Annotated in this window: 28 protein-coding genes; 23 read left to right on the top strand and 5 right to left on the bottom strand. The window is 36.9% G+C overall.

From position 1 onward, the window contains the following. The first annotated feature begins 1 nt into the window (after position 1). From NZ923_03380 to NZ923_03410, 7 genes are all read left to right on the top strand, one after another. A complete protein-coding gene (locus NZ923_03380) occupies positions 2–217 on the top strand; it encodes a DUF5320 family protein (protein MCS7229061.1) in 216 nt (71 codons plus the stop codon). Next, a complete protein-coding gene (gene hutI / locus NZ923_03385) occupies positions 214–1,461 on the top strand; it encodes an imidazolonepropionase (GenBank protein MCS7229062.1) in 1,248 nt (415 codons plus the stop codon). The genes NZ923_03380 and hutI overlap by 4 nt, the downstream gene beginning before the upstream one ends. 103 nt (positions 1,462–1,564) lie before the next feature. After that, entirely contained in the window at positions 1,565–3,232 is a 1,668-nt protein-coding gene (locus NZ923_03390; GenBank protein ID MCS7229063.1) for a T9SS type A sorting domain-containing protein, read from the top strand. Positions 3,233–3,502: 270 nt separating this feature from the next. Next, positions 3,503–5,794, top strand: a complete 2,292-nt coding sequence (gene pta / locus NZ923_03395; protein ID MCS7229064.1) for a phosphate acetyltransferase — start codon at positions 3,503–3,505, stop codon at positions 5,792–5,794. A gap of 76 nt (positions 5,795–5,870) precedes the next feature. Next, positions 5,871–6,653, top strand: coding sequence for a TPM domain-containing protein (locus NZ923_03400; GenBank protein MCS7229065.1), 783 nt, complete (start codon positions 5,871–5,873; stop codon positions 6,651–6,653). A gap of 51 nt (positions 6,654–6,704) precedes the next feature. Continuing rightward, positions 6,705–7,160 carry a TPM domain-containing protein gene (locus NZ923_03405; GenBank protein MCS7229066.1) on the top strand — a complete coding sequence of 152 codons (456 nt, stop codon included), beginning with the start codon at positions 6,705–6,707 and terminating at the stop codon, positions 7,158–7,160. A 22-nt stretch (positions 7,161–7,182) separates the two neighbouring features. Beyond that, positions 7,183–8,025, top strand: a complete 843-nt coding sequence (locus NZ923_03410; GenBank protein MCS7229067.1) for a hypothetical protein — start codon at positions 7,183–7,185, stop codon at positions 8,023–8,025. On the opposite strand, the gene NZ923_03415 is transcribed toward NZ923_03410, so the two are convergent. From NZ923_03415 to aroF, 3 genes are read right to left on the bottom strand one after another with little or no spacing between them, the layout of a single operon-like run. Continuing rightward, positions 7,992–8,588: an AAA family ATPase gene (locus NZ923_03415; GenBank protein MCS7229068.1), complete on the bottom strand. Its 597-nt coding sequence runs from the start codon at positions 8,586–8,588 to the stop codon at positions 7,992–7,994. The two genes, NZ923_03410 and NZ923_03415, sit on opposite strands and share 34 nt — an antisense overlap. After that, complete coding sequence (locus NZ923_03420) at positions 8,585–9,673, bottom strand: prephenate dehydrogenase (GenBank protein MCS7229069.1); 1,089 nt, start codon at positions 9,671–9,673, stop codon at positions 8,585–8,587. The genes NZ923_03415 and NZ923_03420 overlap by 4 nt, the downstream gene beginning before the upstream one ends. Before the next feature lie 5 nt (positions 9,674–9,678). Continuing rightward, positions 9,679–10,701 carry a 3-deoxy-7-phosphoheptulonate synthase gene (aroF, locus tag NZ923_03425; GenBank protein MCS7229070.1) on the bottom strand — a complete coding sequence of 341 codons (1,023 nt, stop codon included), beginning with the start codon at positions 10,699–10,701 and terminating at the stop codon, positions 9,679–9,681. Between the two features lie 453 nt (positions 10,702–11,154). Here aroF and NZ923_03430 point away from each other — a divergent pair, with 453 nt between their 5' ends. From NZ923_03430 to NZ923_03505, 16 genes are all read left to right on the top strand, one after another. Beyond that, on the top strand, positions 11,155–13,200 hold the full coding sequence (locus NZ923_03430) for a S9 family peptidase (GenBank protein MCS7229071.1): 2,046 nt from the start codon (positions 11,155–11,157) through the stop codon (positions 13,198–13,200). A gap of 139 nt (positions 13,201–13,339) precedes the next feature. Continuing rightward, positions 13,340–14,539, top strand: coding sequence for an MFS transporter (locus tag NZ923_03435; GenBank protein ID MCS7229072.1), 1,200 nt, complete (start codon positions 13,340–13,342; stop codon positions 14,537–14,539). Positions 14,540–14,612: 73 nt separating this feature from the next. Then, positions 14,613–15,929, top strand: coding sequence for a signal recognition particle protein (gene ffh, locus NZ923_03440; GenBank protein MCS7229073.1), 1,317 nt, complete (start codon positions 14,613–14,615; stop codon positions 15,927–15,929). A gap of 7 nt (positions 15,930–15,936) precedes the next feature. Next, entirely contained in the window at positions 15,937–16,329 is a 393-nt protein-coding gene (locus NZ923_03445) for a hypothetical protein (GenBank protein MCS7229074.1), read from the top strand. A gap of 99 nt (positions 16,330–16,428) precedes the next feature. Next, positions 16,429–16,854, top strand: coding sequence for a 30S ribosomal protein S16 (gene rpsP, locus NZ923_03450; protein MCS7229075.1), 426 nt, complete (start codon positions 16,429–16,431; stop codon positions 16,852–16,854). A gap of 64 nt (positions 16,855–16,918) precedes the next feature. After that, on the top strand, positions 16,919–17,149 hold the full coding sequence (locus NZ923_03455; protein ID MCS7229076.1) for a KH domain-containing protein: 231 nt from the start codon (positions 16,919–16,921) through the stop codon (positions 17,147–17,149). Positions 17,150–17,199: 50 nt separating this feature from the next. Then, positions 17,200–17,595 carry a hypothetical protein gene (locus NZ923_03460; GenBank protein MCS7229077.1) on the top strand — a complete coding sequence of 132 codons (396 nt, stop codon included), beginning with the start codon at positions 17,200–17,202 and terminating at the stop codon, positions 17,593–17,595. Positions 17,596–17,611: 16 nt separating this feature from the next. Beyond that, complete coding sequence (gene rimM / locus NZ923_03465; protein ID MCS7229078.1) at positions 17,612–18,121, top strand: ribosome maturation factor RimM; 510 nt, start codon at positions 17,612–17,614, stop codon at positions 18,119–18,121. A gap of 15 nt (positions 18,122–18,136) precedes the next feature. Beyond that, the gene (gene trmD, locus NZ923_03470) at positions 18,137–18,838 is read left to right on the top strand and encodes a tRNA (guanosine(37)-N1)-methyltransferase TrmD (GenBank protein MCS7229079.1); all 702 of its coding nucleotides are present in this window, start codon (positions 18,137–18,139) and stop codon (positions 18,836–18,838) included. Next, positions 18,831–19,172 (top strand): 50S ribosomal protein L19, encoded by a 342-nt coding sequence (rplS, locus tag NZ923_03475; protein ID MCS7229080.1) that lies wholly within the window; start codon positions 18,831–18,833, stop codon positions 19,170–19,172. Before trmD ends, rplS begins: the two co-directional genes overlap by 8 nt. Positions 19,173–19,230: 58 nt before the next feature. Continuing rightward, the gene (locus tag NZ923_03480) at positions 19,231–19,677 is read left to right on the top strand and encodes a peroxiredoxin (GenBank protein ID MCS7229081.1); all 447 of its coding nucleotides are present in this window, start codon (positions 19,231–19,233) and stop codon (positions 19,675–19,677) included. 26 nt (positions 19,678–19,703) lie between these two features. Then, entirely contained in the window at positions 19,704–20,816 is a 1,113-nt protein-coding gene (mqnE, locus tag NZ923_03485) for an aminofutalosine synthase MqnE (GenBank protein ID MCS7229082.1), read from the top strand. Positions 20,817–20,871: 55 nt separating this feature from the next. Next, on the top strand, positions 20,872–21,963 hold the full coding sequence (locus NZ923_03490) for a tetratricopeptide repeat protein (protein MCS7229083.1): 1,092 nt from the start codon (positions 20,872–20,874) through the stop codon (positions 21,961–21,963). A 21-nt stretch (positions 21,964–21,984) separates the two neighbouring features. After that, positions 21,985–22,806: a menaquinone biosynthesis protein gene (locus NZ923_03495; GenBank protein MCS7229084.1), complete on the top strand. Its 822-nt coding sequence runs from the start codon at positions 21,985–21,987 to the stop codon at positions 22,804–22,806. Between the two features lie 16 nt (positions 22,807–22,822). Next, entirely contained in the window at positions 22,823–24,184 is a 1,362-nt protein-coding gene (mgtE, locus tag NZ923_03500; GenBank protein MCS7229085.1) for a magnesium transporter, read from the top strand. Between the two features lies 1 nt (position 24,185). Continuing rightward, a complete protein-coding gene (locus tag NZ923_03505; protein ID MCS7229086.1) occupies positions 24,186–24,719 on the top strand; it encodes a hypothetical protein in 534 nt (177 codons plus the stop codon). Here NZ923_03505 and NZ923_03510 read toward each other — a convergent pair. Both NZ923_03510 and NZ923_03515 read right to left on the bottom strand, forming a co-directional pair. Next, positions 24,681–25,532 carry a cell wall-active antibiotics response protein gene (locus NZ923_03510; GenBank protein ID MCS7229087.1) on the bottom strand — a complete coding sequence of 284 codons (852 nt, stop codon included), beginning with the start codon at positions 25,530–25,532 and terminating at the stop codon, positions 24,681–24,683. The genes NZ923_03505 and NZ923_03510 overlap by 39 nt on opposite strands. Positions 25,533–25,591: 59 nt before the next feature. Next, positions 25,592–26,194 (bottom strand): sigma-70 family RNA polymerase sigma factor, encoded by a 603-nt coding sequence (locus NZ923_03515; protein ID MCS7229088.1) that lies wholly within the window; start codon positions 26,192–26,194, stop codon positions 25,592–25,594. Between the last annotated feature and the right edge of the window lies 1 nt (position 26,195).

Here is a 26,195-nt window from a genome sequence, read left to right on the forward strand (position 1 = left end):
TATGTGGTGGCGCAGGGGATTTGGTAAAAAATTTGGTGGTGGATTTTGGTTTGGATTTGGCTTCCCTCCATTTGAAACATTTTGGACTGGATTTCGCCCATATATAACTCGTGAGGAATATATTGAAATGCTTGAAGATTACAAAAGACAACTTGAAGAGGAACTTGAAGAAGTTAACAAGGAAATTGAGAGGTTGAAAAAAGAGGGGACGAAATGATTTTAATTCACAATGCTAATCAAGTTGTAACAGTTGCATCTTTTGGGAAAGGTTTTAAGCGTGGTGAAGAACAGGGAAAGATCTATGTAATTGAAAAGGGAAGCGTTCTTATAAAAGATGGGAAAATTGATTGGGTGGGACGAGCGATTGATTTCAATTTCGGTCTGTATGGAGATAAGGTTGAAATTTTTGATGTGACTGGTAAAGTTATTTTGCCTGGATTCGTTGATTCACACACTCATCTTGTTTTTGCGGGAACTAGAGAAAACGAGTTTGACCTGCGAATAAAAGGTTTTACTTATCAACAAATTGCTGAAATGGGGGGTGGAATTTTAAATACAGTCAAAAAGACAAGAGAGGCACTAAAGGAAGAACTTTTTAAAATTGCTTATACATACGCTTTGAAAGCGTTGTCCTATGGGACGACGACTGTTGAAATAAAAAGTGGATATGGACTAAATCTTGAAGATGAAATTAAAATTCTTGAAGTAGCAAATCAGTTAAATGAAAATCCAATTTTCACGGTTGCTACATTTTTAGGGGCTCACGCGGTGCCACCTGAATTTGCAAACAGGAAAGATGATTATGTTAAGTTTTTGATAAGCGATGTTATGCCAGAGGTGTCAAGAAGAAAACTTGCTAAATTCTGCGATGTGTTTTGCGAGAAAGGCTATTTTACTCCGGATGATTCAGAAAAAATTTTAAATGCTGGTAGAGATTATGGTCTTCTGCCGAAAATCCACGCGGAACAATTTTCAAATTATGGGGGAGCCAAAGTCGGAGCAAGAGTTGGGGCGATTTCAATTGATCATCTTGAAAATTTGGAAGATGAAGATATTGAGATCCTTTCAAAAGCAAATTCAATTGCTGTGCTTTTACCGGGTGTTTCGTTCTTTTTGAATTATAAATATCCACCAGCCAGGAAATTGATTGAAGCTGGTGTGCCAGTTGCGGTTGCTACAGATTTCAATCCGGGCTCTTGTATGAGTTTAAACATGCAACTTATGATGACGATTGCTTGCATTCAAATGAAAATGACGATTGAGGAAGTTATAACAGCGGTGACATTGAATTCAGCTGGAGCACTTGGAATTTCTGATATAACTGGAAGTATTGAGGTTGGGAAACGAGCTGACATTGTTGTTTTTAATGTCCCTGATTATAGAATGATACCTTATTTCTTTGGGGAAAATCATACGGAATTTGTTTTTGTTGGGGGCGTTTTGAAGTACGGGGGAAGTTGAAGTTGGAGAAAATTTGTTTGAAATGATTTGCTTTTTTGAAAAGGGAAATTTAAATTTCCAACAAAAGAGGCAAGCCGAAAACTAATTTTCAGGAGGGATTACTATGTGGCGCTTTTTTATATTTTTCAGCATCATAACATTTGGATATTCTCAATCCCTTTATGTAGTTGATTCCTATTTGAAAGGTGATAGATATAATGTTCCTTCTGTTGATGAGTTAACCACGAGGTTTGCCTTTTCAGATGATCTTAATGCGGTGGTGAATGCATATAATCAATCGCCAGTTGAATTTGCGCCTGCGCATGGTGAAGATCATTCTTTTATTAAAATCCCTTCATCTTTGTCTTTAGCCCTAAAGCGTTTTTTATTGTTTGATTTTAATCCTTTAGGAAATGCTAAGGTTCATAAAATCCTGCGCTCTCAAATGGAACCTTTTACAGTTAGAAGTAAACTTAATGTGGCCACATCAACTGCTACGACTTTCGCAAATGATGTAAGATTAAGAGGAATAGGAGCAAATGAATTTGGGGAAATTTCAAACGATGCATACGATGGGAAAGTATTTTTTGCTGAATATCTTTTTTATTCACCTTCAAGAGGTAGGTATGTTAATGTTCGTATAAGCGCCACAGGTGAAGCTCAGATTGATACAAGTGAAATTCCAATTCGTCCAACTCGCGATCTACCAGCGACATTTATTGATAGTGATTCTGCTTTTAAAGTCGCTGAAGCAAATGGTGGCAGAACCTACCGAATTGATCCGAATGCAATTACTGCTATAATGTACGAGTTAAGAAACTTTAATGAGCCGTTTCCGCCAGCACCAGATAGTGCGAATCCATATTGGCGCCTTATGTATGTTAAATTAGATCGGAATACGCCAAGTCTTGATAATCCAGTTGGGGTTTTGGTTTTTTATTTAAATCCGTTAAATGGTAGAGTGGTTATGAAATATGAATTTTTAGTTAGACCAATTACTGCAAAAGAAAGATTTGGTAGTGTTGATTCAGTTGCAAAAAGCTATGCAAGCGATGCCAGACTTATGTATGTTTTGGGTGCAGAAAGATTTAGTGGATTTGAAATTCCAACAGATACCGTCGTTGATGGTAAGTGTTATCTTTGGAATTATGGATATAGTAGCACTTCAAAGGGGAGATTTAGTGTGTTTTTGATTTTCGGCATACCTACGATTGATACTTTTTGGGTGCCATTTTCATTTACAATGCCTTTAGATTTTAGAAGATATTTTGATAGCGATACACTTGTTAAAGTCGCAGAAGCAAATGGCGGAAGTCAATTTAGAAGAGAACATGAAGTTTCAGAACTTGCTTACCTTTATTCACAATCATTGCTTCTGCCGATAGCGATACATTTCCATAGTTTTTATCAAGGGACAGATTCCGCAACAGGCAAAGTAAGACAATTAATTGTTCTTGTTGATCCTACGACAGGTAGATATGTCCAAAGAATTACACAAGTTGAGAAAGACAATTCTATTGGAGTGCCTACAAGTTTTGCATTACATCAGAATTATCCGAATCCGTTCAATCCATCAACGACGATAACATACGATATACCGATTCGGACGAAAGTTAGGTTAGTTGTATACAACATACTTGGACAGGAGGTAGCGGTTCTTGTTGATGGTGAGCAGGAGGCGGGTAGGTATAGTGTTAGGTTTGAATCTTTTGGTTTGCCAAGTGGGGTATATTTTTACAGGCTTGAGGCAGGTAAATTCATTGAAGTGAAAAAAATGATGATTGTTAAATAAATCAGTCAATGGGGTAGCTACAAATCAATCGCTTTCCGTAGCTACCCCTTTTTATTTTTCTTTTTTCTAAATTGTCCTTCCTAAGTTGATCTAATTCAATTTCATTTCCTATACGCCCTTGCCTATTTCTCTTTATTTTGGTAAATTAACTTTTGGAGAACAAAAAACTGCCTTTTATGGAAATCTTTTCAAACATACTTCGCACCTCAAAAGCACCTTGCTCACCTTTGTTAAGAGTTTTTAAAACAAATTTTTCTTGGAGGACCTACTATGGGAGTTAAAATTCGCCGTGAGGAAGCCCTTGAGTATCACAGTCAAGGGCGAAAGGGTAAGCTTGAAATTATACCATCAAAACCTTGTTTAACCCAACGGGATCTTTCGCTTGCTTATACGCCTGGCGTAGCTGAACCTTGCAGGGAGATACATAAAAATCCAGATCTTGCTTATGAGTATACGATGAAGGGAAATTTTGTTGCTGTTATTTCAAATGGAACTGCGGTTTTGGGACTTGGGGATATTGGGGCACTTGCGGGAAAACCAGTAATGGAAGGTAAAGCTGTTTTGTTTAAAAGATTTGCGGACATTGACGCAATTGACATTGAAATCAATGAAAAAGATCCAGACAAATTAATTGAAATAATCGCATCACTTGAACCAACCTTTGGTGGAATTAATCTTGAGGATATAAAAGCTCCTGAATGTTTTTACATTGAGGAAGAATTAAAGAAACGGATGAATATACCAGTATTTCACGATGATCAACACGGAACTGCAATAATAAGTGGCGCTGCTCTCTTGAATGCGCTTGAACTTGCTGGTAAAAAAATTGACGAAGTTAAAGTTGTATTCAATGGTGCTGGTGCATCAGCTATAGCATGTGCAAGATTTTATGTGCTCCTTGGTGTTAAGAAGGAAAATATAGTAATGTGTGATAGGAAAGGAGTAATTTACAAGGGACGAAAGGAAGATATGAATCCTTATAAAGAGGAATTTGCAACAGATAAGTTTGCCGATGGCGCAACTCTTAAAGACGCTCTCGTTGGGGCAGATGTTTTCGTCGGTTTATCGGTTGGAAATGTGGTAACGAAGGAAATGTTGAAAACGATGGCTGATAATCCAATCGTTTTTGCAATGGCAAATCCTGATCCAGAAATAAGATATGAAGATGCAATAGAAGCTCGTGACGATGTGATAATGGCGACAGGAAGATCAGATTATCCAAACCAAGTTAACAATGTCCTTGGCTTCCCGTTTATTTTCAGAGGTGCACTTGATGTCAGAGCAAGAGCGATAAACGAAGAAATGAAGCTTGCAGCAGCTTATGCGCTCGCTGAACTTGCAAAACAAGATGTACCTGACTCAGTAATACGCGCATATGGCGGTGAGAAATTTGAATTTGGAAGAAACTATATAATCCCGAAGCCGTTTGATCCAAGAGTTCTAACCTGGGTTGCTCCAGCTGTTGCAAAAGCTGCAATGGAAACTGGCGTTGCAAGAATTGAGATAACTGATTGGGAAGAATACAAACACCAGCTTGAAGTTCGCCTTGGAATATCTCGTGAGATCATGAGACCTATTTTTGCGATCGCAAAGAGAAATCCAAAGCGAATTGTATTTCCAGAGGGAGAAGAAGTAAAGATTTTAAAAGCGAGCCAAATTTTAGTTGATGAGGGTATCGCAAAGCCGATCTTAATTGGCTCTGAAAATGTGATCAGACAAAAAATTGAGGAAAATAAACTTAGTTTAAAAGATGTTAAGATCGTTGAACCATTGAAATATCCGAGATTTGATGAATATGTTGAAGAGTATTATCGTTTGCGACAGCGCAAAGGTGTAACTTTGAAAGAAGCACGCAAGATGATGAGCTTACCAAATTATTTTGGTGCAATGATGGTTAGAATGGGCGATGCGGATGGTTTGATTTCTGGTTTGACATCCCACTATCCAGATACGATCCGTCCAGCGCTTCAAATAATAAGAATGGATGAAAGATTTACGCGAGTTTCAGGACTTTACATTATGCTTACCAAGAAAGGAACATTTTTCTTTGCTGATACAACTGTTAACATTGATCCGACCCCGGAGGAACTTGCAGAGATAGCGATCGCCTCCGCTGAGACAGCCAGAAGATTTAATGTTGAGCCAGTTGTTGCTTTGCTTTCCTTTAGCAACTTCGGAAGCACGGAAAATCCATATTCGTTAAAGGTTAAAAAAGCAGTTGAGATCATAAGGCAAAAAGCTCCTGATCTTATCGTTGATGGTGAGATGCAAGCTGACACGGCGGTTGTGCCTGAAATAATTGATGAAATGTATCCGTTTTCAACTTTGAAAGGAAAAGGTCCAGCAAATGTTTTAATCTTTCCGGATCTTAACTCAGCAAATATCGCTTATAAACTTGTTTACAGAATTGGTGGTGCCGATGTAATTGGACCAATTCTTATGGGGATGAAAAAACCCGTCCATGTCCTGCAAACTGGAGCTGAAGTAAACGAAATCGTCAATATGGCAGCCATCGCTGTCGTAGAAGCAATTGAAAAAGAAAAAGTCAACGAAAGGATGTAAAGATTGGTTTGAGCGCAATCAAAAATCGTAATTGTCTTTCAGATTCCTAATTTAAAATAAAGCGAGATTTCAATCGGTGAGGAAACCACATTTAATTTTGTTAATCTTTCTGCTCTTTACATTATCCTTTGCAGAACTTGAGGTTCCAAAGTTAACACGACGCGTGACTGATTTGGCAGGAATTTTAACACCTGAACAAATTTCTTCGCTTGAATATAAACTTTCAAAATTTGAAGAGGAAACAACTAATCAAATCGCTGTTTTAATAATACCTTCGCTTGAAGGGGAAAGTATTGAAGATTTTTCAATAAGAGTCGTTGAAAAAAACAAGCTTGGTCAAGCGGGCAAAGACAACGGCGTTCTTTTCTTAATAGCGGTTCAAGATAGGAAAATGCGACTTGAGGTTGGGTATGGTCTTGAAGGTATTTTGCCAGATGCCTTGTGCGATCAGATACTTAGAAATGTAGTCCGTCCCAAATTTAGGCAGGGAAACTACTACGCTGGTATAGACGCAGGGATTGACGCTATAATTTCGGCAACCAAAGGTGAATTTAAAGCGGATCCAAGAAAGAAACCTGAAACGAACATTGGCACGATCCTGGCACTTATCATAATAGGAATTGTTTTGTTGACATTTTTTGGTTCAATTATGAGAGGGATCAGGCATTATACAATTGGGTCTGGTGGGGCTGATTCAACTTTGTTTTGGCTTTGGTTGTTAAGTTCAATGAGTGAGCATAGGGGAAAAGGTAGCGGAGGAAGCTGGAGTGGGTGGACATCAGGCGGTGGATTTTGGGGCGGTGGTTGGTCAGGAGGTGGTGGAAGATTTGGAGGTGGTGGTGCAAGCAGTAGTTGGTGAAAGAATTAACTCGTAAAATTTTTATGCTTTGAAAAGAAATTTCGGAAAGCTATGTTAAGAGTCAAGGATATTTTCACAAAGGATGAGCTGAAGAAAATTTCTGAGAAAATCACGGAAATTGAGAAAAGAACAAGTGGCGAAGTAAGGGTTTCAATCCGTGAAAAGAGAAGTTTAATGGAGAAAAAACTTACTTTGTTTGATATGGCTTTGAGAGAATTTTATCGCCTCGGTATGGACAAAACCCGAGATCAAACAGGTGTGCTTGTCTATATTCTCCTTTCTGAAAAACAACTTCAAATAATTGCTGATAAGGGAATTAATGAGAAAGTTGAAAATGAAACCTGGCAAAAAATCGCTGATAAAATTGCGGAACGATTTAAAGAGGGTAAATATCTTGACGGTGTTATTGAAGGACTTGATGAAATTGAAAAAATTCTCGTCCAACACTTCCCCATAAAACCAGACGATAGAAATGAATTATCAAATGAGGTAGAGGTTAGGGAATAAAAAAACAATCACATAAAACCCTATGCCATTTTACGGTTACATTGGAATTTTGATAATTATCGTCGCTGAAATTTTACTTTTTCTGAAAGTGAAACTTGTCGGCATTTATTTCACTCCGATCGTTTGGACGGGATATATTCTCTTTGTTGACGCGCTTAATTTTAAACTTTATAAAAATTCCCTCATAAAAAGCCGAACCTCCGAGTTTCTGATAATGTTGCCGTGGTCTGTGATTTGTTGGCTGATCTTTGAAGCGTATAATTTTCACCTTAAAAATTGGTATTATATTGGTTTACCTGAAAATGCGCTTGCAAGGACAATTGGATATGTTTGGGCTTTCGCAACGATATTTCCGGCGATACTTGAGACGGAGCAGCTCGTTAGACCAGTTTTTGAAAGGATAAATAAAAAACCTTCGCAAACAACAGATAAAAAATTAACAATTTATTTCGTGCTTGGTTTAGCTTTTCTTGTTATTCCGATTCTTTTACCTTCGGAAATAGCTTCTTATCTTTTTGCGCTTGTTTGGATGGGATTTGCTTTTCTCCTTGAGCCAGTGAATTATAAGCTTGGTGGCAAAAGTTTATTTAGAGAATTTGAAAACGGAAAATTGACGACGCTGCTTTCGCTTTTTCTTGCGGGTTTAATTTGTGGGATACTTTGGGAGTTTTGGAACTATTGGGCTATTGGAAAGTGGATTTACACTGTGCCGATACCATTTGTCGGTCCGAAGATATTTGAAATGCCACTTCTTGGATATCTTGGGTTTTTGCCGTTTGCTGTGGAGGTTTACTCAATGCAGAACTTTTTAATCGCTTTGCTGAAAAGAAATCATAAACTCGCAGAGCTATTTGGTGTTGCGTAAGGTTGAACTATCTCAACAGTTACAGTATCAAGGGTTTTTTCATTCAGAACGAAAATTTCGTCAAATCCCTCCGTAGGTATTGATTTTTTTGCCTCAAGAAAATTAACATATTGGTTTCTTATAACTTGCTCTCCAACTTTTCTCGGCCTATTTTTATCTCTTTCTATGCAAATTTCAACAGGTATGTCAAAGATAATTATCACAACTCTGAAACCATATTTTCTTGCTATCTCTATCAATTGAGATCTGGTTTCTTTTGAAAGCGATGTCGCATCTGCAACTGTTAATCTTCCAACGAGCAATCTTTTTTCTATGATGAAGTAAAAAAGATCAAAAGCATGTTTTGAGACCGCTTGATTTGCTGGGTTGTCCGAAATCATAGCTCTACAATGATCTGAAGAAACAACTTGCGTTCGCTTGAAAAATTTCTTCGCAAAAGTTGATTTACCACTTCCAGCAACTCCGCAAAGGACAACGAGAGTTCTCGGAGTTAAACGGATTTTGAAAACCTCGTCTTTCTTTTCGTTTTTCCTTTTGAGTATGTCAAGAATTTTTTTGATCATCTCGTTAAAACTTTATATCCAAGTGATGTTATTATTTCAATTGCCTTTTTTGCATCGTTTTCACTTCCAAATGAAAGGCGAAATGTACCGCCAGTCCCTTCTCTTACTCGCAAAAGCTCAATGTCCTTTATGTTTAATCCTCCCTCGTATAGCGCTGTTGAAATTTTGCTTAAAACCCCAGGTTTATCCTCAACAGTTATGAAAACATCATATAAAACATTTATGAAACCTTTTCTGCTTGATGGAATCTCGTTTCTTAATTTAAAAGCGTTGTCAAATTCGGATCTTAAATCCTCTATTTTTCCAGATTTGATTATTTCTTTGTATCTATTGAAACCGTTTATGAAGTTATCAATCGCTTCAATTATTTTGTCCTTGTTGAACGAGATTATATCGTTCCACATTTCAAACTGGCTTGAGGCGATGCGCGTCAAATCTTTAAATCCACCGCCTGATAGCGAAAGATAGTCACTACCCATATTTCCGACGGTATTAACGAGCAAAACTGCAATTAGTTGTGGAAGATGGCTTATGTATCCCGCTATTCTATCATGTATTTCAGGATCAAGCAAAATTATATTAGCACCTGTTAATTTTATTAGTTCAATGAAATCGTTTACAATTTTTAAAGGCACATTAAAGTTCGGGCACAACACATAAACAGCATTTTCAAAGAGGAAAGGATCTGCGAAATTTATGCCCTTTTTCTCTGAACCAGCCATCGGATGACCACCTATGAAATAGACATCGTTTTTTATTCTTTCAGCTTCTTTCAAAACTATTTTTTTGACACTTCCGACATCGGTTATTATTGCTCCAGATTTTGCAAAATTTGGAACGGTGAGAAGTAATTGTAGGATTTCTTTTAGTGGTGTGCAAAGAAAGATGACATCAGCATCTTTGACAGCATCCTCAATTGAATATGCTTTCTTGTTGATTGCTCCAATTTCATATGCGATATCAAGGGAACGAGGATCGGCATCAAATCCTGTGATAGTAAAATTATATTGCTTTGATTGTCTCAATGAGAGAGCAATTGAACCACCGATTAATCCGGTCCCAATTATTGAAATTTTTTGAAACATAACCTCTATTGTATTTTTCTTCCTATTGCTTCCGCTATTTTTCTAATTTCCACCATAAGCTGCGCAAACTGATCAGGATAGAGTGATTGTGGCCCATCTGATTTTGCCTTTTCGGGTTGATGATGAACTTCAATTATTAAACCATCTGCTCCAGCTGCTATGGCAGCTCTTGCAATTGGTATGACTTTGTCTCTTATTCCAGTAGCGTGAGATGGATCAACCACAATGGGAAGATGACTTTTCTTATGTATGACGGGAATCGCGTTTATATCAAGTGTGTTTCTGGTTGATGTTTCAAATGTTCTTATACCTCGTTCGCACAATATAACATTGTGATTACCTCCTGCAAGTATATATTCAGCAGCCATAAGCCATTCTTCAATAGTTGCGGCCATTCCTCTTTTCAACATCACTGGTTTATTAACTTTTCCAAGCTCTTTAAGCAGAGCAAAGTTTTGCATGTTTCTTGCTCCAACTTGAAGTATATCAGCATATTTTGCAACAAGTTGTATATCTTTGGTGTCAAGGACCTCGGTGATTACAAGTAAACCATATTCATCGGCAGCTGCTCTTAAAAGTTTTAAACCTTCTTCACCAAGACCTTGAAATGAATACGGTGAGGTTCTTGGTTTAAAAGCCCCTCCACGTAAAATTTTTGCACCGTGTTCAGATACATATTTTGCTATTGTGAATATCTGTTCTTCACTTTCAACGGCGCAGGGACCTGCCATAACAACAATTTCTTCAATGTTACTGCCGATCTTAACCCCATTTATGTTGATAACTGTTCCCTCGGGCTTAAATGTTCTGTTCGCAAGCTTATAAGGTTCTGTTATTCTAAAAACTTCTGCAACCCCAGGTAACAAAAGGATATTTCTATGATCAAATTCTGGCTTTACGCCGATAGCGCCAAGAACTGTTCGTGTGACACCAGTTGACCGATGGACATCAAAACCATTTTCATTTAAAACTTTTATGACATTTTGAATTTGTTCTTCTGTTGCGTCAGGTTCCATAACAACGATCATTGTTGTTCGCCTCCTGTAATGTTTTGTTTAAAAAATTTATGTAATTAAATGATTTGGAAAAGTTTGAAAGATTTGCAGGTGACAGAATTTTGGTTTTAAGCCCAGTGGTTGCATCACCACCGGGCAAAATAGCGGGCGTAAAAGCGAGTATGGTAGGAAATTTGGTAAATGATAAGTGAAACATCTAAACTTGACGAAATTGTATCGTTTTGTCTTTGAGTTTCCATTTCTAACTTTGAGTTTCTTTGTGATAAATATATTAATTTCGTTTTCATTTTGCAAGAAATCGTGGCGTTTAAGCAAGATGTTTTTGAACAAGATTCTGGGAAACTTCCGAGATTGTTTTCATTTACCTTGGGAATGTGAAAATATCTATGCCTTGATGGTTGAATTAATTCTTTAATTTGCTTAAAATTTATCTGTGTTTTTGCAAACAAAATTTTCTGTTTACCTATGGCAAGAAAAATTCACCTTCTGGTAATTAACCTGCTCATCATCTTCTTGTTAATTCTTCCAGTTTATGCTCAAAAGAGAGCCATAACTGTTGAGGACCTTTGGGCAATGAAGAGAGTGTCAAATCTTGCACTTTCTCCCGATGGTAAGTGGATTGCTTATGTTCTTACTTCTTATAACATGCAGGAAAACAAAGGGCAAAGGGACATTTACCTTGTTTCAATTGACGGAAAAGAAAAAATACAATTAACGAAAGGTGAGGGTTCAAATTATTCACCAGCTTGGTCTCCGGACGGTAAAAAAATTGCCTTTATCTCAACTCGGGATGGTGAACCGCAGGTTTATATCATGGAAATTGAAACTGGGATGATGAAGAAAATGACAAACATTGCTCTTGGAGCTGATGGCGTCATTTGGTCTCCCGATGGGAAATATCTTGCCTTTGTATCACAAGTTTATCCTGATTGTCCTGATAACGATTGCAATTTAAAAAGAGAAAAAGAAAGAGAAACAAGCAAAGTAAAAGCGAAAATTTTCACAACTTTGCCATTTAGAATTTGGAACAGATGGATTGACAACAAAAGAAGCCATTTATTTACCGTTGATGTCAAGACAGGAAAAGTTGTTGATGTAACACCGGGCGATTATGATACTCCGCCGATAGATCTCGGTGGTAAAATTGATTACGCTTTCTCGCCGGATGGGAAAGAAATTTGCTTCGTGAGAAACACAGATACGATGATCGCCATAAGCACAAACAACGATCTTTTCATCACAACTCCAGATGGTGGGAATATAAAGAGAATCACGACAAACAAAGCAAACGACAATCAACCCGTTTATTCACCAGATGGGAAATACATCGCCTATAGAGCTCAATTCAGAGCTGGGTTTGAATCTGATAAATACAGATTGATGCTTTATGAAAGGGAAACAGGAAGAATTATCAACCTCACCGAAAATTTTGATCGTTCTGTTGAGGAAGTCATTTGGTCTCCTGATGGCAAGTTCATATACTTTACTGCAGAAGATCAAGGATATAATTCAATTTACCGAATTGATGTGAAAACAGGGGAAATTAAGCAAATAACGGAAAAAAGCTATAATACGGAGATATCAATTACTCCAGATGGACGGTTTTTAGTTTTTAAGAGGGAATCGGCTAAAAAACCAGCTGAGATTTATCGGCTTGATCTTACGAGTTCAGAAGTTATCCAGTTGACAAATCATAATGACTCTTTGCTTTCCCATCTTGAGATGAATTCGCTTGAAGAGTTTTGGTTTTCTGGTGCTGGTGGGACGAGAGTTCATGGTTTTATCTTAAAACCGCCATTCTTTGACGCAAGCAAGAAATATCCGACGGTTTTTCTAATTCACGGTGGACCTCAATCTATGTGGGCTGATAATTTTCACTACAGATGGAACGCGCAAATGTTTGCCTCACGAGGCTATGTCGTTGTTCTTATCAATCCTCGTGGTTCAACAGGATATGGTCAAAAGTTTACGGATGAAATAAGTGGTGATTGGGGCGGAAAAGTTTTTGAGGACTTGATGAAAGGAGTTGAGTATGTGATAAAGACATATAAGTTCGTTGATAAAGATAGAATAGGCGCAGCTGGAGCTTCTTATGGTGGATATATGATTAATTGGATCGCTGGACATAACGATAAAGGAATTTTCAAATGTCTCGTCTCGCACGCCGGTGTCTTTGATCTTCAAAGTATGTATGGCTCAACGGAAGAGCTGTGGTTCCCAGAATGGGAATTTAAAGGAACACCTTGGACAAATCCCGAACAATATAGGAAATGGTCGCCAAGTTATTATGTTAAGAATTTTAAAACTCCAACTCTCGTAATCCACGGCCAACTTGATTATAGAGTTGATGTAAGCCAAGGATTTATGATGTTTACAGCGTTGCAAAGAATGGGAGTTCCATCAAAAATGCTTTATTTCCCTGACGAAGGACATCATATTCTAAAACCACAAAATGCAAAATTGTGGTGGACAACAGTTCTTGACTGGCTTGATCAGTACTTGAAGAAATAGATTACTTTGACCAACAAAGCCTAATTATGTCTTTATAAAAATTTGAGTTTAACCAAGGCGAGTGTTTTTTGTTGATGTGTTTTGGCAGTTAAGAGTAGTTTTAATTTGAAAAAGTGTGATTTGGTGGTTTTTAAAAAATGTGTTTCATAAAGAAAATAGGGAAACTATGCAGAGTAAAATAAATGTCAAAACAGCTTTTTTTGTTATCACATTGCTTGGATTTGTCAGCTTATTTGCCGATATAACTTACGAAGGAGCTCGGGGTATTGTTGGACCTTTTTTATTTACACTTGGTGCGAGTGCGACGGTTGTTGGATTTGTTGGTGGTTTAGGAGAACTTGTTGGATATGGTTTGCGCTTTGTTTCTGGTTATGTTGTTGATAAAACAAAAAGATATTGGATTATAACCGGTGCTGGTTATTTTATTAATCTTGTCGCAGTTCCTTTGCTTGCTTTTGCTGGGAATTTGGAAATTGCTTCTGCTTTGATTATAGCCGAAAGATTTGGCAAAGCGATAAGAACACCAGCACGCGATACAATTTTATCTTATGCTTCTTCAAATATCGGGTATGGAAAGGGATTTGGGCTTCATGAGGCTCTTGACCAAATTGGAGCCATAATAGGACCTTTGATTGTTGCAGGAGCTATTTATAAAACTCAAAGTTATTCAAATGCTTTTTTACTTCTTGGAATCCCAGCGGCTTTATCTCTATTAACACTTTTTATAACAATGACAATTTTTCCGAAGCCAGAAACACTTGAATTTAAAACGACAAATTTAAGTGATGATAGATTAGGACAAACTTTCTATCTTTATCTTTTGTTCAGTGCGCTCACAATATCCGGCTATCCTCATTTTCAAATTATATCTTACCATTTGAAGAAAACTCAAATTGTTTCTGATGAGATAATCCCAGCTTTGTTTGCTCTTGCTATGGGTATTGATGCTTTGACTGCGCTCGTTATCGGAGGTGTGTTTGATAAGTTTAAAATTAAAACTCTCTTTTTTATACCTGTTTTTTCAATTCCTATTTCGTTTCTCTCGTTTGCTATGAATGATCTTTTTACAGTGGTTGTTGCTATCGTTTTGTGGGGGATTGTTATGGGATTTCAAGAAACCGCCATGAAATCAGCCGTAGCTGAACTCGTTCCTCCGGAAAAGCGAGGTTCTGCATTTGGAATGTTTCACGGGTTATTTGGATTTTCATGGTTCGTGGGAAGCTTCATTTTTGGAAAGCTGTATGATATTTCAATTTTGTATTTAGTTATCTTCTCGGTCGGGCTTCAGATTTTATCCTTGTTTGTTTTTCTTTACTTAAGGCGTAAGGTCATTTTGTAAAAGATATTGATTTTTCGTAAATTTGCAAGGCATGAAAAATTGATCCATTCCGTTAAAAAATAATTTTAAAGTGATGTTTGAGGAAATAACACAAAAATTTGAACTGCTTTTTAAGAAAATTCGTGGTCAGGCAAGAATTACGGAGTCAAACATAGCTGAAACGATGCGCGAGGTAAGGCGCGTGTTGCTTGAAGCGGATGTCAATTATAAAGTGGTGAAGGAATTTACTGAAAAAGTTCAGCAGAAAGCGCTTGGTCAAGAGGTTTTGCGAAGCATTACGCCAGGGCAGATGTTGATAAAAATTATATATGATGAACTTGTTAATTTAATGGGTTCAACTCGTGCTGATATAAAATTTTCACCGAATCCGCCTACAGTGATAATGGTCGTTGGACTTCAAGGTTCAGGTAAGACGACCTTTTGCGCAAAGCTTGCAAATCACCTGAAACATAAAGGTAGACATCCGCTTCTTGTTGCAGCGGATATACATCGCCCTGCAGCTGTTGAACAGCTTAAACAACTTGGCGAGCAAATTCAAATTCCAGTGTTTTCAATAGATTCAAATACTGATGCAATTAAAATTGCAGTGGATTCAATTGACTATGCGAGAAAAAATTATAGAGATGTTGTTATAATTGATACTGCCGGAAGAATGCACATAGATGAGGAAATGATGCAAGAGATTGAAAAAATTAAAGAAGCAGTGAAACCTCATGAAATTCTGTTCGTCGTTGATTCAATGACAGGACAAGAAGCTGTGAATGTTGCTAAAGAATTTAATGATAGATTAAATTTTGATGGTGTTGTTTTAACTAAACTTGATGGCGATGCTCGTGGAGGCGCTGCTCTTTCAATTAAAGCGGTCGTAAATAAACCAATAAAGTTCGTAAGTGTCGGAGAAAAGCTTGATGCGCTTGAACCGTTCTATCCAGATAGAATGGCTTCAAGAATTCTCGGAATGGGTGATATAATAACTCTTGTTGAGAAAGCACAAAAGCAGGTTGACGAAGAAAAAGCGAGAAAACTTGAAGAAAAATTAAGAAAAAATCAATTCACACTTGAAGATTTCAGAGATCAGATAAGAGAGATAAGGAGAATGGGTCCGCTGAAAGAAATTTTGAGCATGATACCAGGAGTCGGAAGCGCGATAAGAAATGTTGATATAGATGAAAGGGAACTTGTAAAAATTGAAGCAATAATAAATTCAATGACACCTGAGGAGAGACGAAAACCGCAGATAATCAACGCAAGCCGTAAAAGAAGAATTGCAATGGGAAGTGGGACAACGGTTCAAGATGTAAATAGATTGTTGAAACAATTTGAAGAAATGCAAAAGTTGATAAAGCAACTAAATCGTGGGAAATTTAGAGGATTTAAAATTCCATTTTGAATAAATCATGGCAAAAGCGAAACAAACAAAATTATCGCAGGCTCTTAAAGTTGAAATAGACAAAATTGTTAATGATAGAATAAAACCGCAAGCTGTGACAAAAAGTGATCTTGATGAAGTGAAGAATTTTTTGAAAGAGATAAGCGAAGGTCTAAAGAGCGCATTGGAAAGTATAATTTTATTACAGCAACCAAATGAGATAACAATCAATAAGAGAATTAGCAGAGGATATATCTCTGACAAGGAAGGTGACAAAATTGAAGTTAACATAGTAGGCGAAGGTGAAAAGAATGACGAAAGTATAATGATAATAGGTGAATGCAAATCGCAACTTTCAAAAAATGATGTTGACGATTTTGTTGTTTATGCAAGCATTTCTCCAGTATCGTCACTCATATGATAAGCGAGCCCAAGGTTGAGGAGTATTTGAAAGCCAAGTGAATAGCACTTTATTATTCGTATGACTTTTAAAATTTAAAAACAAAAAATGGGAGAAGATTTGGCTGTAAAGATTCGTTTGCAAAGATTCGGAAAGAAAAAACAACCATTTTACAGAATCGTAGTTGCAGATTCAAGAGAACCAAGGGATGGGAAGTATATTGAATCTGTTGGATGGTATAATCCAATTCCAGAGCCAATGCAGGTTGAAATCAAAGAAGATAGGGTAATTCATTGGCTCAAGAAAGGTGCAATCCCGACGGACACTGTCAAAGCTCTTTTAAGAAGGAAGGGCATATGGTTGAAGTGGTCCTATATGAAGCAAGGAAAAGATGAGGCATTCATTCAGGCTGAGTATGAAAAATGGCTTCAGCTACAAATGAACAGGGAAAAGAGAGAAAAGGAAAGAAAAGAGAGAAGAAGATTAAGAAAGAAGCAAAAAGAATCTGAAAAAGGAAGTTCTGAACAAGGAGGAGCGCCATCTTAATGAATTTAATTCTGCTGGTGACGCCCTCCTAAACATAAACTGAAACACTACGGAGGGCTGAAAAATGCGTGAATTTTTGGAATTTATCGCAAAACATTTGGTTGACAGACCAGAAGATGTGAAGATTACGATGGAGGACAGAGAAAATCGTGTGATTTTCAGATTACAAGTCGGTGAAGGTGATGTTGGTAAAGTTATAGGAAGGAAAGGAAGAACTGCAAACGCTATGCGCGTTCTTCTTAGCGCAGTCGCTGCAAAGGAAGGAAAAAGGGCGATACTTGAAATTTTACAGTGAAGCGGTTTGTTTTAATTTCGCTTCACTCAAATTTTTGGCGAGGCAAAGATATGTTTAAATTAGCAATTCTCTTGTTTTCATTTGCTCTTGAAAGTTTAGCGTATGATGATACGGTTCGTTGTAATTTCACGCTTCCAGATTCGGGATTAAAGAATGGAAGAAATCAAGAAATCAACGACGAAGCTGATTTTTTTGAAAAAGCGAAAGTTTTGCAAATGGAATTTGATGTGTTTGATAACGAAAAGATTGAAAAAAGTATGGAAAACATTAGAGAGCGATTGAAGAATATACCTTTTGAGAAAGGACTGCGCGTTCCAGGAAAAATTTTTCTTGTTGAGAGATTTGATGAAACTGGTTTAACCAAGGGAAATGTTAAGTATTTTATCCGAATTTGGAAGCATCCGCCGAAAGAAAAATTTAATATGCCAACATTTAAGTTAAGGTAGAAAGATCTACGACGCTATGGGAGATCTATGTATAATTGGAAAAGTTTTGAGACCTTATGGACTCAAGGGACAGATATGCGTCAAACCTATAACTGATTTCGTTAACAGGTTTAAAAAACTAAAGCGCGTTTATGTCGGCGATAATCCTATTGAAGTAGAAGAACATTATATCGTGAGTTCTTTTTTACACAATGAAGAGGTCATTTTAAAGTTTAAAAACATAAACGACAGAACAGCAGCTGAATCGTTCTCTGGAAAATTTATCTATATACCTGAGGAAGAACTTCTTCCCTTGCCCGAAGGTTTTTACTATGTTCATGATTTGATCGGACTGAAAGTTTATGATGTTAATGGTAGGAAGATCGGCGTGATAACCGATGTGTGGCTTCTCCCCGCGAACGATGTCTATGTGGTTGAATCAAAAGGGAAGGAAATTTTAATTCCAGCAATAAGCGAAGTTGTTAAAAAAGTTGACCTTGAGAATAAGATGGTCATAATTGAGCCAATGGAAGGTTTAATTGAATGAGGAGGTGATATTGAGATGAGAATTGATATAATAACTGCCGTTCCTCAAATATTTGAAAGCCCTTTGAATTCAAGCATAATCAAAAGAGCAAGGGAGAAAGGAATAGTTGAAATTTATGTCCATGACTTGCATGATTACGGGATCGGAAGATATAGACAAATTGACGATCATCCCTATGGCGGAGGAGCCGGAATGATCTTGAAACCTGAACCAATTTTTGAATGTATTGAAAAGTTGAAAAGCGAAAGAGAATACGATGAGATAATTTTTTTAACTCCCGATGGAGAACTTTTTAATCAGAAAATGGCAAATGAGCTCTCAAAACTTAACAATATAATTATGCTCTGTGGTCATTATAAAGGAGTTGACGAGAGAGTAAGAGAAGCGCTTGTTACGAAAGAAATCTCAATCGGTGATTATGTATTAACTGGCGGAGAGCTTCCAGCGCTTGTTGTAATTGATGCAACGATTAGGCTTATTCCTGGCGTTCTTCATGATATTGAATCGGCTATGACTGATTCTTTTCAGACGGGTCTACTTGATCATCCACATTATACGAGACCCGCTGAATATAGAGGAATGAAGGTTCCAGAGGTTTTGCTTTCTGGAAATCATGAACTTATAAAAAAATGGAGATACGAAAAGGCACTTGAAAAAACGCTAAAAAGAAGAAAGGATTTGTTAAACAAAATCATAGGAGATGATAAAAATGGATAAGGTGAAACTCGTTGAATCAAAATACCTAAAAACCGACATACCTGATTTCAAACCAGGGGATACGGTCTCGGTGCATGTTCGGGTTATTGAGGGCGATAAGGAAAGAATTCAAGAATTTGAAGGGATCGTGATATCAAGGAGAGGTAGTGGGCTTAATGAAACTTTCACTGTTCGCAAGATAAGTGATGGCGTTGGCGTTGAAAGGATATTCCCGCTTCATTCACCATCAATCGCAAAAATTGAGGTGAAAAAACGAGGAGCGGTAAGAAGAGCGAAGCTGTATTACCTTCGTGAGATGAGCGCTAAACAAGTCAGACAAAAGACATCAGAGTAAAATCTTGAGACACGCGTCAGCGTGTCTCTTTTTATTTTAATTAAAAACGGAGTTTGAAATGCTAAAGGTAGGTGATAAAATCCCGAACTTTACAGCAATGTGCACAGATGGAACATCCTTAAGTTCTGAAAATTTGAAAGGAAAATGGAGTGTTATTTTCTTTTATCCGAAAGCATTTACACCTGGTTGCACAAAAGAAGTTTGTAGTTTAAGAGATGGGGCTGAGCTGTTGTCAAAGTTCAATATAAATCTTTATGGCGTAAGCAAAGACGATATTGAAACTCAAAGAAAGTTTAAAGAGAAATATAAATTTCCGTATGAGCTTATTGCTGATAAAGACGGCGAGATTATAAAATCATTTGGCGTTTCAGGACTATTTGGTTTTGCAAAAAGGGTAACATTTATAATAGATCCTGAAGGAAGAATCGCCGAGGTCATTGATAAGGTGCGGGTGTCCGATCATTATTTACAAGTAGCTGAAGCGTTGCAAAAGTTTTTAAAATAGATGAAAAACAAAGAAAACAATCAAACATGGAGATAGAAATTTTACCAGTTTACGAGAAGCGGATACAAAAATCTGGGTTAAACGAGATTTTTGAAAAAGTCATTACAGGTGAAAGATTAACCTTTGATGATGGAGTAAAACTTTACAAGACGGACGATGTTCTTTCGCTTGGTTTTCTTGCAAATATAGTTCGTGAGAAATTTAACGGCAACAAGACTTATTTCGTTAAAAATCACATTATAAATTATTCAAACATCTGCGAGCTTGATTGCAAGTTCTGCTCATTCTATAGAAAGGAAGGCCAGGACGGGGCTTATAGGTTCACGCTTGAGCAAATCTTTGATAAGATTCGCCCATTAAAAGACGAAATCGTTGAAGTTCACATAGTCGGAGCGCTTGATCCAAGGTTGCCATGGGAGTATTACATTGATATGATGAAAGGGATCAAGGAGATAAATCCGAAAATTAACATAAAAGCATTTACCGCAGTTGAGATTGATTTTTTCGCAAGAAGCTTCGGGAAAACTTATGAAGAGGTTTTATCCGAGCTCAAGGAAGCTGGTCTTGATACAATGCCCGGTGGAGGTGCTGAAATTTTTAGTGAAAGAGTAAGACAAAAACTATTTCCTGATAAAATCGGTGAAAAAGAATGGCTTGAGGTGCATAGGACAGCTCACAGACTCGGGATAAGAACAAATGCAACGATGCTTTATGGACATATGGAAACAATTGAGGAAAGAGTTGAACATCTGATAAAACTTCGTGATCTACAAGATGAAACTGGCGGATTTTTAACATTCATTCCACTGCCTTATCATCCAAAAAATAACAAATACGCTGGAGATTGGACGACAGGTTTGCAAAATTTGAAAAGCTTTGCAGTTGCAAGGTTGATGCTTGATAATTTCCCGCATATAAAATGCTTTTGGGTTTCAACTGGTGTAAAGGTTGCACAGGTCTCTCAAAATTTTGGAGTTGATGATCTTGATGGAACAGTCCGAGAGGAAAGAATTTATCACATGGCTGGTGCTGATACCGCACAATATCTTACGAAAAATCAACTCATAAAACTCATCAAAGATGCTGGAAGAATCCCCATTGAAAGAGACGCGTATTATAATGTGATTGCGGAGTATTAAATTTCCTAACGCTATTTTCACATTTCTTTTGCTGACACAATAAAAGTAGAATTTTATGCAGATAATTAACGAGATTAAAAAGGCAGAGAAATTGCAGCGTGAGAGCAAGTTTACGAAAGCACTTTTGATTTACGAAAAAATTGATAAAAATTTAAACTCAAATTCTTTTGACAAAGAATGGCTTTATTATCTTCGCTTAAACGAGGGGCACTGCGCAAGATTAGCAGGAAATTTCAAAAAAGCGATAAAATATTATAATCTCGCTTTGAAACTTGCAAAGAGAATAGATGAAATATCATTTGCTGATGCGCTTTCTGGGATGGGAACAACTTTAAGGGCAATTGGAAAATTAGAGCAGGCTATAAAATCCTTTGATGTTGCTTATGAAATTTACAAACGACTAAATGATATAGAGGGACAGGCATATATACTATGGGCAAAGGGTGGGACTTTTAGATTTATGGGTTTAATTGATCGTGCTTTTAAATCGTTTGAGGATTCCTTTATGATTTATAAATCCCTTGGAAATAAAGCAGGGATGGGGTATTCTCTTTGTGGGCTTGGAGGTGCTTCAAGAGTTATGGGTAATTTTGAAAGTTCGCTTGAGTATTATACCGAGGCGAATAAAATTTTTAAGCGAATAAAAGATAAATTTGGAATTGCTTACTCTTACTGTGGAATTGCAAACGCAAATAGGATGATGGAAAATTTTGAAAAGGCGAGAAAGTATTTTTTACTTGCAACAGAAAATTACGAAGAGATCGGAGACAAAGTAAGCTATGCTTACACACTTTGGGGCGAAGGTACGCTTGCAAAAGTGCTCGGAAATACCGATGAAGCGATGGATAAATTTTCAAAAGCAGAAAAAATCTTCCTTGAAACTGGAGATAAAAGAGGTTTAATTTATACGGAGCTCGGGAAAGCTGAAGTAAAGTTTATCAAAACTGGAAGAATCAACGAGAGAAAGCTAAAATCGCTACTTTCAATTTCAACAAAATATGGATATAATTTTGAACGACTTCATGTTATTTTGCTTGAAAGCATTGCTAAAGGTGTGAATATAGATGAGGTTCGTAGTGCGTATTTAGAACTTGGTTCTAAATTCCTTGACAGAATAAAACCGGAGATACCTTTAAACTTGCCGTGAAAACAAATTTCAAGATATGGAGTGCAAAAAGTAAAACTTGGTGTAGTGAATTTTTTGAATACAAAGCCGTTGGTTTATGCAATTGAAAAGAACAAGCTTCAGCATAATTTTGAATTGATTTATGATATTCCATCTCAAATTGCAGTAAAACTTCTAAATAAGGAGATAGACGCTGGACTTGTTCCTTCAATTCATTACGCAAAATATTCTGTCAAGTATAGAATTGTTCCCGAAATCTGCATTGCATCACGAGGCGCTGTGAATAGCATCCGACTTTACTTCCGAAAAGATTTAAAGGATATAAAGACAGTTGCAGCTGATATAAGTTCAATGACCTCAGTAGTCCTTGCGCGAATTATACTTTCCGAAAAGTATGATATAACTCCAAAGTTTGTGGCAATGAGACCAAATTTAGTTGAGATGCTTTCACAGGCAGACGCTGCACTTTTAATTGGAGATAACGCACTTTTTGAAGAAACTGAATATGAGTCATATATTGATCTTGGGGATGAATGGGATGATTTAACTGGACTGCCATTTGTTTATGCTCTTTGGGTTGGAAGAAGAGAAAGCTTAAAAGATGAAGATCTGACGACTTTAATAAACGCCAAAAAATATGGGCTTCAAAACATTGATACCATATCTGATGAAGCAAGCAAAGAATATGGTGTTAGCTTTGAGTTTTGTAAATCTTACTTAACTCAAAATTTACATTACGATCTCGGTGAAGCTGAAATACAGGGGATGAAGGAGTTTTTTACTTATGCGTTTTACTATGGTGTAATTGATTTCATCCCCGAAATAAAGTTCTACGAATTTGAAAAAGGGACAATTAAAAAGTAAAAAAAGGAGTTTTTCAATGAAGACGATGTTGATTTTGTTGCCCGATATAAGAGAATTAATTCATGCAGAGAGAAACGAGGAGTTAATTGATATCCTTGACGATTTGCATCCTGTTGATATTGCTGAGATCATATCAGAGTTGCCAACAGATGAGAAGGTAAAGCTTTTTAAGCTTGTTAGAAAAGAAAAAGCAATTGAAGTTTTTGACGAGCTTGATGAGAGCGATCAAATAACAATACTTGAGCAACTTCCAGTTGAAGATAAGGCGTTCTTCCTAAACGAGATGTCGCCAGATGAACGAGCTGATTTATTTGAAGAGTTGACGGTGGATAAATCGCAGGAATATGAAGCGTTGATGACAGAAGAGGCAAGGCGTGAGGTTGAAATTTTGACTGCTTATCCGCCTGAGACGGCAGGTGGATTGATGACAACTGAATTCGCCTCCGTTGTTGAAAGCATGACAGTTGGTGAAGCAATTGAATTTTTAAGAATGACCGCTCCAGATAAGGAAACTATATACTCAATTTATGTCACAAGCGAAAAAGGTATTCTCGTGGGAGTTGTCCAATTGAAGGATTTGATCCTTTCGGATCCGAAGAAAAGAATAAGTGATATAATGGACGAGAAAGTGATAAGCGTAGAAGCTAACACAGACCAGGAAGAAGTTGCTTCAATAATGAAAAAATATAATTTGACCGTAATCCCAGTTGTTGATAAATATCGCAAGCTTTTAGGTATAATCACGGTAGATGATATAATTGATGTCATCCATGAAGAGGCATCTGAAGATATAGCCAAGATGGTCGGAACTCAGTTGGAAGATATTGAAACATTGCTTTCACCTTTGAAATCGGCAAAATTAAGAATGCCATGGTTGATTTTGACTTATATTGGCGAGATCATCGTTTCTTTTATAGTGAAAAATTTTGAACCGACGCTTCAGCAAGTTATCGCTCTCGCTTCTTACATGCCACTTATCGCAGCTATGGGTGGAAATGTCGGGACACAGGCATCAACAATTTGTGTTCGTGGTCTTGCTACTGGAAGCATAAGAATGAACGATTGGAAAAGAGTACTTGTAAAAGAAACACTTGCTGGCTCAATATTGGGGCTTGTTTATGGTACTGCTCTTGCATTGATTACAATTTTCGTATATGGATTAAAGTATTCGTTTATTTTGCCTATCTCAGCTTTCGTTGGATGTTTAGCATCAATGACTTTCGCATCAATCATGGGGACAATAGAGCCATTTGTTTTAATAAAGTTGAAGCGAGATCCAGCAACTGCAGTCGGACCTCTTGTCACAACTGGAACAGATATGCTAAGTTCTGCTACTTATCTTGCTGTTGCAACATTGTTGTTAAAATTGTTGAGTTAAGATGAGAGTTTTACTTGCATATTTTTCATTTACAGGAAACACCGAAAAAGTATCTCTTGAAATTTTAAAACATCTACAAGCAAGTGGAGTAAAGTGCGATGTTTTCAAAATTGAACCTCTGATAAATCTAAAATATCCATTTTGGCTTTTTCTTTCTTTCGTTCCATCTCTGCCTTTCCCAGTGAAAAACTTGAACTCTTTAAACCTTAAAGATTATAACGCCCTGATACTTGGCTCTCCCAAATGGACATTCAATTGCCCACCGATTACATATTTTATCCATTTTCTGAAACGACTTGGATTTGGAAACTCATTTAAAATTTTTCTATTCCTGACTTACGGAGGGTTTCGCGAGGATGTTTACCTGAAGAAATTGAAAATTAAACTGGAAAAAATCGGTTTTGATGTTCCCATAGTATGGAAATTCAAAAGAAGAAAAATTCAGGAAGGCAAAGTAGATGCGGAAATTCAGAAGTTTTGCTCAGAAATTTTGGCTTCAATCAATCCATCTGACTCTAACATTTCCAAGCCCTGATTCAATGAAAATGCTAATTTTTTTCTGCGCTTTTTCGTAGTTGAAGCTTATATATTTATCCCATTTTTTAAAAAAATTATCAAACTTCCCTGACGAAAAAACTCCCGAGGACGATATTATTGCACCTACTTCTTTGGGTAGATAAATATCAATTTCTCCGAGTCCAAGTTCAACATTTACCTCTGCATCATCAAGTATTTCGCCTGACAAATCAATATCAAATGATCCAACACCTCCAGAGAAATGAAGTGTTTTAAATTTTGCATTGCCCAATTTTTCACCTTCAAATTTCGCAGCACCGGTTTCAATTTCAAATCTTTTCATCGTTATTTTGTTTGGATTTGTGAATTTAAGATTCGTTTTGCTAACGCCAGTTGAGATTTTTAAATTTTTCAAACTTAATCCTCCAAGTTCAATATCTGCCTTGCTTGCTCCGAGAACGATATCAAGTGTCGTTGGAATATCGCGACAAAGTTTTATATACCATTTCTCATTATCAGAAATTCTCCCAGCTGAAGATTTCGCCATCTCAAATTCAAGATATCCAACATCCTCAGCAACAAAGTAATTGACATCCACAAAATTTTTCCCCATAGCTTTATCAGAATAGCCATCTATCACAACTATTTTATCATCGCTACCTGGCAAGATATAAAAAACACCAATCCCACCGGTAATTTTTATCTTTAGCTCTTTCTCGTTTCTTCTTGGTATTTCTTTGTGAAACTTGAGTTGAAGAACATCGCCATCGTTTGCTTTGGCTATCTGGATGAAGAAAATCAGAAAAATTATTTTAATTTTGAGAAATTTCAAGCCACTGAAATTTTTGTTTGCGTTCTATATATTTTTACGCAACATTCAAGTTTGCAGTTTCAATAATCTTTTAACTTGTCCTTCAGCTTTTTGTATAGCAGTTCCCTTGCCCTAAAAATGTGGACTTTAACAGTTCCGATTGGTAGTTTCAGCTCTTTTGCTATTTCTTCGTATGATTTATCTTCAAAATGTCGCATTATGATCACTTTTCTATAATGTTCTGGAAGTGAGTTTATCGCTTCGTGAATAATTTCATTTCTTTGTTTTTGGAATAGTTCATGATCTGGAAGTTTAGTCCAATCAGGTATTTCTCGCTGAATTGAATCCTCTTCAAGTTCGTGTTCTTCATCAATTGAATAAGTTGAAATTTTTTTCTTTCGGATGAAATCTATGCAATGATTGGTTGCAATTTTGTAAAGCCATGTTGAAAACGAGAATTCTGACTTGAAACTTGATAGAGAAGTGAAAGCTTTGGCGAAAATTTCCTGCACAAGGTCTTCGGTTTCGCTTCTCTGTCGTATAATTCTGGAGACGATTGTTTCAACTTTCTTTTTATATCTATTCATTAATTCAGTGTAGGCTAATTCATCGTTATTTTTTGCTGCAAGTTTTGCAAGTTCAGCGTCGGTTAATTTTTTATAGTCCTTTTTCTCCTTTTTCATT

Origin of the sequence: Candidatus Kryptonium sp. (assembly GCA_025060635.1) — a bacterium.
Taxonomy (GTDB): domain Bacteria; phylum Bacteroidota; class Ignavibacteria; order Kryptoniales; family Kryptoniaceae; genus Kryptonium.

Coding starts and splice junctions, on each gene's coding strand:
- NZ923_03380 (MCS7229061.1), top strand. CDS start 2: ATGTGGTGGCGCAGGGGATTTGGTAAAAAATTTGGTGGTGGATTTTGG.
- hutI (MCS7229062.1), top strand. CDS start 214: ATGATTTTAATTCACAATGCTAATCAAGTTGTAACAGTTGCATCTTTT.
- NZ923_03390 (MCS7229063.1), top strand. CDS start 1,565: ATGTGGCGCTTTTTTATATTTTTCAGCATCATAACATTTGGATATTCT.
- pta (MCS7229064.1), top strand. CDS start 3,503: ATGGGAGTTAAAATTCGCCGTGAGGAAGCCCTTGAGTATCACAGTCAA.
- NZ923_03405 (MCS7229066.1), top strand. CDS start 6,705: ATGTTAAGAGTCAAGGATATTTTCACAAAGGATGAGCTGAAGAAAATT.
- NZ923_03410 (MCS7229067.1), top strand. CDS start 7,183: ATGCCATTTTACGGTTACATTGGAATTTTGATAATTATCGTCGCTGAA.
- NZ923_03415 (MCS7229068.1), bottom strand. CDS start 8,588: ATGATCAAAAAAATTCTTGACATACTCAAAAGGAAAAACGAAAAGAAA.
- NZ923_03420 (MCS7229069.1), bottom strand. CDS start 9,673: ATGTTTCAAAAAATTTCAATAATTGGGACCGGATTAATCGGTGGTTCA.
- aroF (MCS7229070.1), bottom strand. CDS start 10,701: ATGATCGTTGTTATGGAACCTGACGCAACAGAAGAACAAATTCAAAAT.
- NZ923_03430 (MCS7229071.1), top strand. CDS start 11,155: ATGGCAAGAAAAATTCACCTTCTGGTAATTAACCTGCTCATCATCTTC.
- ffh (MCS7229073.1), top strand. CDS start 14,613: ATGTTTGAGGAAATAACACAAAAATTTGAACTGCTTTTTAAGAAAATT.
- NZ923_03445 (MCS7229074.1), top strand. CDS start 15,937: ATGGCAAAAGCGAAACAAACAAAATTATCGCAGGCTCTTAAAGTTGAA.
- NZ923_03455 (MCS7229076.1), top strand. CDS start 16,919: ATGCGTGAATTTTTGGAATTTATCGCAAAACATTTGGTTGACAGACCA.
- NZ923_03460 (MCS7229077.1), top strand. CDS start 17,200: ATGTTTAAATTAGCAATTCTCTTGTTTTCATTTGCTCTTGAAAGTTTA.
- rimM (MCS7229078.1), top strand. CDS start 17,612: ATGGGAGATCTATGTATAATTGGAAAAGTTTTGAGACCTTATGGACTC.
- trmD (MCS7229079.1), top strand. CDS start 18,137: ATGAGAATTGATATAATAACTGCCGTTCCTCAAATATTTGAAAGCCCT.
- rplS (MCS7229080.1), top strand. CDS start 18,831: ATGGATAAGGTGAAACTCGTTGAATCAAAATACCTAAAAACCGACATA.
- NZ923_03480 (MCS7229081.1), top strand. CDS start 19,231: ATGCTAAAGGTAGGTGATAAAATCCCGAACTTTACAGCAATGTGCACA.
- mqnE (MCS7229082.1), top strand. CDS start 19,704: ATGGAGATAGAAATTTTACCAGTTTACGAGAAGCGGATACAAAAATCT.
- NZ923_03490 (MCS7229083.1), top strand. CDS start 20,872: ATGCAGATAATTAACGAGATTAAAAAGGCAGAGAAATTGCAGCGTGAG.
- mgtE (MCS7229085.1), top strand. CDS start 22,823: ATGAAGACGATGTTGATTTTGTTGCCCGATATAAGAGAATTAATTCAT.
- NZ923_03505 (MCS7229086.1), top strand. CDS start 24,186: ATGAGAGTTTTACTTGCATATTTTTCATTTACAGGAAACACCGAAAAA.
- NZ923_03515 (MCS7229088.1), bottom strand. CDS start 26,194: ATGAAAAAGGAGAAAAAGGACTATAAAAAATTAACCGACGCTGAACTT.